A 7,586-nucleotide genomic window follows, 5' to 3' on the forward strand; every position below is an offset into this window, starting at 1 on the left:
TTTCTTTGTGCGAAAACGAGTTGTGCTGTTGTTTGGCGCGGTCAACCAGTGGGGTTCTCTGACAGACCGTCGACGATCTTCATCGTCTCGACTGCCACGGTCGTGACCTTCGCGATGAGGTCGACGATGTAGCGAGGGTTGTCGTGCTCGTCGCACCAATCGTTCGGATCGTTGACGATGCCGGATGCCTTGTCGGTTTTGACCTGGTAACGGTCGATGATCCACGCCAGCGCCGAGCGGGAGCCGAGCATGTACCGCTCGGCCTCCTCTGGGATGCCGGTGATGGTGACTTTGGGGTTGTAGATCAGCTTCGTGACATCGTTGACGCTCTTACCGTTTTCGGGGTCCTTCTTCTTGGCCCACTTCATCTTTGACGCTCGCCAGGTCTCGCGGTCGGCGGGATCGGCACCCGGCTTGAGCTGCACATCGACGGGGTATGGTGCGACGTCGTCGTACCCGACGTGCAGGTCAGACAGGGCCCGGCCCGCCGATGCGAGTTGCTCGAACCGCGCTGGGGTGTCCGGGGTCGGGATGTGCGGCAGCATCTTCTTCAAGTCCGCGGCGTAGGTCTCGCGGTAGTCGGGGTCGTGGAGCAGACCGTAGACGTAGAAGAAGATGTCGTCCTTGGTTACCTGATTCCCGATCGCCGCCTGGTACACGGTGAGGACCTCGTCTGTGATGTTGTCGATGCGGCGGTACCCGTACTCGTCGAGATCCTGTGTCTCGGTTTCCAGATCAAGGGCGCAATCAGCGTCGGCGTCGCCCTTCTCGTATGTCCACCGAGGGAAGAACTGGCCACCGCTACCTGCTCCCGTGAGGTGCAGATCCGGAAGGTGGTCGACCATCAACGGCGAGAACGGGACCGCGGATCCGAAGCCGACCACGTAGATCCCGACGTTTTTGTGATCAGCGGTCTGGAAGATGCGGTCGAGAGTGCCGCGGCGGTGAATCAGCGCAGGTCCGAAGTAGGCGTGCTGACTGAAGAACGGCCGGTACATGCTTGGCTGAAACGCCTCCTCGACCGCAGTCTTCTGACGGCGAGCAAGTCGTTGCTTCAAGCTTGATGACCACTTGAGGTAATCGGCGGCGGTCGCCTCGGGGTTCTCGCTTAGATATGAGTCCGCATCGGACTCTCGCGCGGTAGTCAGTCCTCGCTTCGTGCAGTACGCGGAGAAACCGTCGACCTGCTCGTTGAAGTGACTGACGAACTTCTGAATGGCTTTCCGTAGCCGCTTATCGGAGGAGTTGTAGATCCACAGGTCCCGACTTGTGTTGAGACCGAGCGAGTGTACGGCGAACACCTTGGTTACACCCGCCGACGCTCTCTTGTCGCCGAGAACCGGCCAGGTTCCGAAGTCGTCACTGCGCTGTTGGACCCAGTCGCCCTGGCCGTTTGGATTAATAAGTTGCCATTCAACCGATCCGAGATGGCTGCTCTCGACGATCTCCAGCTTCTGCTCACGCGTCAGGTAGTCACCGATGTCGCGGTACTGGATCTCGCACGGCCCAGTGTGAGCAGGGTTCTTTACGCCGATCAGGATCGCGACGGTGTTGCGGCTGCCGGAACCGAAAACCTTGCCGCCTTCCTTCCTGGACAGTTCACCGGCTGTGCGCTGGTTACCACGCAGGTTATAGGCGTAGATCCGGCTGTACTCATTGGCGAGGGAGAGACGGATGCCATCGGCAGTGTTGCTGTCAAGCCATCCACCGTTGGAAACGAACGCGACGACGCCGTGGTCACCAACACGGTCCGTGGCCCATCTGAACGCTCGTAGGTACGAGTCGTACAAGGTGCGCTGCGTCGTGGCAGTCGATCGCTTCGCGTAGGTGTCTGCGATCCGCTTATCCAACGTGGGGTACTTGAGGTTTGCGTTGAGATCGTTCGCCGAGTCTTGACCTACGGAGTACGGCGGGTTGCCAACGATGATGTGGATCGGCGCGGCGAGTTGCTTGACGATCCGGGAGTTGTTCTGCGGGAACATCTCTGTGTCCATCGAGTCGTCGTCTTCGGTCATCTGGAACGTGTCCGTGAGGACGATTCCCTCGAATGGGCTGTACTCGGTCTTGCTCAGCGCGTGGTAGGTGGTCTCGATGTTCACCGCGGCGATGTAGTACGCGAGCAGCATGATCTCGTTGGCGTGCAACTCGCTGGTGTACTTGCGCGTCAGGTCTTCTGGACGGATCAGCCCGGATTGCATGAGCCGGGTGATGAACGTGCCAGTTCCGGTGAACGGGTCGAGAACGTGCACGGCGTCATCGGTGAGGCCCCGACCGAACGCTTCACGGGAGGCGTGGTCGGCGGCGCGGAGGATGAAGTCGACGATCTCGATCGGCGTGTAGACAATGCCCAGCGCCTCAGCTTGTTTGGCGAAGCCGACCTTGAAGAACTTCTCGTAGAGTTCAGCGATCACCTGCTGCTTGCCATCGGCAGTTGTCACCTCGGACGCGCGGATCCGCACCGAATCGTAGAAGTCTTCGAGGTGCGCCGTCTCAGCCTCCAAACCCGCTCCGCCGAGTTGGTCGACCATCGCCTGCATGGTGCGAGACACCGGGTTGTGCGCCGCGAACTCATGGCCGGCGAACAGGGCGTCGAAGACCGGCGCGGTGATGAGGTGCTGGGCGAGCATGGAGATGGCGTCGTCGCGAGTGATGGAGTCATTGAGGTTGTCTTGCAACCCCTTATGGAACTTGGCGAAGGCTGCGGTGACAGTCGGATCTGCGCCTTCGATCAGAGCCTTGATTCGGGCGGTGAGGGCGGCGGCGATGTCGGCGACGTCCTGGGCCCAGTCCTCCCAGTAGGTGCGGGTGCCAACCTTGTCGACGATGCGGGTGTAGATCGCCTCCTGCCACTCCGACAGGGAGAACAGCGCCATCTGCTGCGCCACACCTCCACCGCTGGCTCCACCGCCATCGGCGACACCGTTGGCCGGGTCGTCGCTTGTACCGGTCGAGGCGTTGTTGGCGCTTTCCCCGTTGCCGATGCTCTCCGGGTTCTCCGTGGTGGGGCCGACGTGTCCGCCGAGGAGTTGATCGGAACCTTGGCCGGTGGCCTTCAACTCGGCGGAGGTGTTGAGCGCGATCGAGTTGACCATCGCATTGAAGCGGTCGTCATGGGCACGCAGCGCGTTGAGAACCTGCCAGACGACCTTGAACCGACGATTGTCGGACAGCGCTTGCGATGGCGAGACGCCTGCAGGAACAGCCACCGGCAGAATGATGTACCCGTAGTCCTTGCCCTCGGCCTTGCGCATCACACGGCCGACGGACTGCACGACGTCGACAACGCTGTTGCGGGGGTGAAGGAACATCACCGAATCCAGTGCGGGCACGTCGACACCTTCGGAGAGGCAACGGGCGTTGGTGAGGATGCGGCACTCATTGTCCGGGAGTGGCGCTTTGAGCCACTGGAGTTCGCGATTTCGTTCCAGCGCGTTGTAGGTGCCGTCGACGTGATGAACCTTCACGCCCAGATCAAGATTGGTGGTGTTGACGTCGTGGCCGTCGTCGATACTCTCGGTGAGCATGTCACGGTAGGTGTCCACTACCCGTGGAAAGAGCTCAGCGATCTTCTTTGACGTGGCAATGTCTTTCGCGAACGCCACGGCTCGACGCATCGGCGGTTCGCCGGGTGCGAAGCTGGTGCCGTCCGGGGTGCGCCCTGCCCGCTTGGCGAGTCCGTTCCAGGCGCCGACGATCTTGGTCGCGTCGTCCAGGCGCAGGTCTCCGTCGGGGCCGGCGAGTTGAGTTTGGAGGGGAGCAGCGACCATCTCCTCGTCGACAGTTAGGACGAGGACCTTGTAGTCGGTGAGCAATCCGCGCTCGACCGCCTGCCCGAACGACAAACGATGAAACTCGGGACCGTACTTGTCCTCGTCGTCCATCGACGTGATCTCGGCGGAGTGCTCGTCGGCCTTCGCTTTGACTGATTCGTCGAAGATTCGAGGGGTCGCCGTCATGTAGAGCCGTCGCGCAGACTGGATGTAGTCGTTGTCGTGGACGCGCACGAAGTTGGACTCGTCGGCACCTTCGAGGGTGACGCCGGTCGTCCGGTGCGCCTCGTCGCAGATCACCAGATCGAAGGGGTCCAGTCCGTCGCGTTGGGCCTGCGCTACGACGGGCAGCGACTGGTAAGTCGTGAATACCACCGTTAAACCCTTGGCGCGCTTGCGATGTGACATCTCCGCGACGAGCTTCTCGGCATTGGTAGTGACGGGCACCGCCACGTCGTAGGAGCTGATGTCCTCAGCTGCACGTGACACTTTGGTGTCTGAGCAGACCGCGAAGGCTCGAAGATCCAGCTGCGTTTGCGCCGTCCACTCCCGCAGAGTCTGGGAAAGCAGCGAGATCGATGGGACGCAGAAGAGAATTCGAGCATTCCCGCCATTTTCTGTTGCGGTACGTTCGGCGATCTTGAGTGCGGTGAAGGTCTTGCCGGTGCCGCAGGCCATGATGAGCTTGCCGCGGTCGAATCCCTTGCCGAAGCCGTCGAACGCCTTCTCGATCGCGGTGGTCTGGTGGGGCCGTGGCTCGTGTCGGGTGGCCTCGGCGAGGTGCACTTCGACCTCACCATCGACGAGGCTCACGTCCCAGTCGATGGGGGAGTCGGCGATTTCGGCGAGGCCGATGCGCTGCACCGGGATGGTCTGGTCGTCGAGTGTGTCCTCGGCGTTCTTGCCCCAGCGATCGGTGGTCGAGATGATGATGCGGTTGGTGAACGGCTTCTTGCCGGATGCAGTGAAGAACGAGTCGATGTCTTCTTTGCGCAGAGTGTGGGTCGGTTCGTAGAACTTGCACTGGATTGCCGTGTACTCGCCGCTGTCGCGCTCTCGGGCGACGAGGTCGATGCCGGTGTCGGGTTTGCCCTGCCGTCCCGGCCAGTCGATCCAGCGCCACACCGCGTCGTACTGCTGGGAGAGCATCGGGTCGAGCTCGAAATACCGGACCATCAGCTTCTCGAACTTGGTGCCACGCTCGGAGTTCGACGGCGCCTCACGAAACGCCGCCATCACCTCGTGAATCGAACCCATGCTCCGTTGCCTCCAGTCGATCGGGCCGTCTGTCGCGAAACCCTATCGGGCGGGAGGCTCGCATTGGGGTAGTCGGGCTTCGGTCCAGCGCGTCACGGACGGTTGCGCAGGCCTTGGTCAGTGGCAGCGTGGACACGTGAGGCGGGTGCACGTTTCCGTCTCGGCTGTCTCGCTCATCGGTCGGGCGTCAGCAGCTCGCCGGCATCGATGCCCATCACCTCGGCGATATCGAACAGGCGCTCGTCGAGCAGGTCGCAGCGGCCGCTCCCAAATGGATACGGACACTGCAAGAATGCACATCTGCAGGTGGCTATCGTTCAGTCGTTGCCGTATTCGGGTTCGTGGATATCGCTCTCATCTCCCTCTGCCGTGAACGTGCCCGGCAGGCCGGCGTGGTCCAGTAGTTCGTAGTTGTCGAGGATGAGTCCACAATCCCAGCAGCTAAAGTAATCTGAATAGACTTCCAGTTCGACCGACGTATCCCAGTCGTTCGCTTCCTCGCTGAATTGATGTGCCTCGATTCTTGTGTCGTGGACATCTTCGCCTTCTAGTGTCCCGTTTCCGCCGCAAGCAGGGCAAGTCTCGCTTTCTCGGTAGCGGTGCCCGATGGTTCGGTCGTTCCCCGGGGCCCATGCTTTGGCGACGCGGGTAGGCAGGACACCCGCGTTGTATTGCGCGAGTCGGGTCTTCGCCTGCTCGATGAGCATCTCGACTCTGTGCTCGAGGTTCTTTCGATTCCGCTCGAGATGCTGTTCGACTGCCGAGGTTCGGTCGCTACCGACGAGTTCGTCGAGGTCATGATCCGCGGCGTTGTTGAGGATGATGGCTTGACGCCAGAACAGTGGCCACCAGCTGTTCTCCGGGATTGCAGTAAATCCAGGAGTCGCGCCGTGTAGGTATTCGTTGCGCGCGGCTGTCATCTTCGTAGCTTCACCGGCGTCGAATGGTCGAAATGCTCGTTGGCATCGGCTGAACACCGTCTTGGCGCGGACAGTCACGAACTGGACGTTGTCTTTCGAGTCGAGCAACCCTGTAGCGATCAGGAGGTTGGTGCCATCTTCCGTGGGCTCAGCGATCAGGACAGGGGAGGTTCTGGCCAGCGCCGATTTGGCCAGGAGTTCAATAGCAAGGGTTGCCCAGAGCGCTCGCTCATCGAAGGGTCGTTGGCCTTCCGATTCCATCGCGCGGTTGAGGAACATCTTGGCCTTGAGCCACAGCGCTTCGTGGTCGCATGGAGTGGTCACGAGATTGGAAGGCCTCTGCGAAGTGGTGGCTTATTGACGCCGGACCAGTCGTTCACCAGTAGCGCGAGTCGTTCGATGGTGCGGTGAGGTTCGTTGACGGCGTCACCACGAGCATGCGTCACCCTGCGATTGTCGATCGCGAGGACCTGGCCAGGTGTGGTCCACGAAAAGGCGGTGCCATGTTCGATTCTGGAGTTGAGGAAGGTGGCCACTCGCTGGGCGCGATCGTCGGCGGGTTCCATACATCCTGGGTCGTACCGCAGCTGTTCCCGGTGGGTCCACGCTGGCGACAGAAAGCAAGATCGTCCGCTACGCACAGTGAAGACCCCGTGTAGTAAGTCGTGATGCATTGAGGTCGAGGGAAGCTGGGCGGTGTCGAACCGCCATAGCCACGTTGCGACACTGCTGATTTGACGGCTCGACAACAAGACTATGTGAGGCGGCACCTGATGATGGGCGCCGTCGGTGTGAAGCGGTTGGGGTCCCTCGCCGTGCATCGCGCTCAGTGAGCGCGCGGGTGCATTGTCTGAAGATGTCGGTGTGAGCACCTCGATGGGCGGGCTGGTGGGCCGGTTCCGGACGTGCGTAAAGCTCAGCCCACGCTTGTAGCGCTCAGCTTCGAGCGCCAAGTCCGCAAGCGACGCATCAGTAGTCGTGCTCCAACCGTTCTGACGAGCGTCTGTCAGTAGTTTCTCAAGCACGGTCGTCAACATCCCGTTATCGCCAGCTTTCCGTGCGGGGTTCGCACGCGGTGTGAGTAGGTTGCCAGGACTAATGTGTCGCCATCGCCGCTCGGTCTGCAAGCGATTATCGGCCAGAGTGTCGGTCTGGTGTCTGGATGGCTTCCGTCGTGAGTTCGATTGCGAGCTTGGACGATCACCGTTCGGGCGTGAGAAGTTCGGCGGCATCCACTCTGAGGACCTCGGCGATATCAAATAGTCGCTCATACAGCAGGCCGCGCCGCCCGTGCTCCACCTGGATGAGAACGTTGCGGGTGACCCCCGACTCCAGTGCCAACGCTTCTTGAGTCAGCCCTTGCTCGACTCGGAGTGTCCTGATTCGTTGGCCGACGGCTTTGCGGTGCCGGGCCCACGACTCCAGTCGACGCGGATCGACTTGAGATGGGCGAGTTGGCACTCACCAAGTACTGATGATGGCTACCGAAAAGTCTGCCCTACTAGTAGTACTTTGGTGACGTGGGAGCGGAAGTGCGCAGGGAGTGGGCCTCGCCGATGGCCTTAGCCTCGATCCACCGATCCGGCCTTCTGGAGCGTGGTGAATGGTGTTGAGCACCTTCGTTTGGGTGGTGGGCGTG

At 61.2% G+C, this 7,586-nt stretch carries 3 protein-coding genes; all 3 read right to left on the reverse strand.

Going from position 1 to position 7,586, the window contains the following annotated elements; translation table 11 throughout:
• Window positions 1–41: 41 nt before the first annotated feature.
• A complete protein-coding gene (locus tag EF294_RS04170; RefSeq protein ID WP_123925885.1) occupies window positions 42–5,027 on the reverse strand; it encodes a DEAD/DEAH box helicase in 4,986 nt (1,661 codons plus the stop codon).
• A 317-nt stretch (window positions 5,028–5,344) separates the two neighbouring features.
• Window positions 5,345–6,271 carry a hypothetical protein gene (locus tag EF294_RS04175; RefSeq protein WP_123925887.1) on the reverse strand — a complete coding sequence of 309 codons (927 nt, stop codon included), beginning with the start codon at window positions 6,269–6,271 and terminating at the stop codon, window positions 5,345–5,347.
• Window positions 6,272–7,147: 876 nt separating this feature from the next.
• Window positions 7,148–7,408: a helix-turn-helix domain-containing protein gene (locus tag EF294_RS04185; protein WP_123925891.1), complete on the reverse strand. Its 261-nt coding sequence runs from the start codon at window positions 7,406–7,408 to the stop codon at window positions 7,148–7,150.
• Window positions 7,409–7,586 lie beyond the last annotated feature (178 nt).

Source organism: Gordonia oryzae, assembly GCF_003797185.1.
Lineage (GTDB): Bacteria > Actinomycetota > Actinomycetes > Mycobacteriales > Mycobacteriaceae > Gordonia > Gordonia oryzae.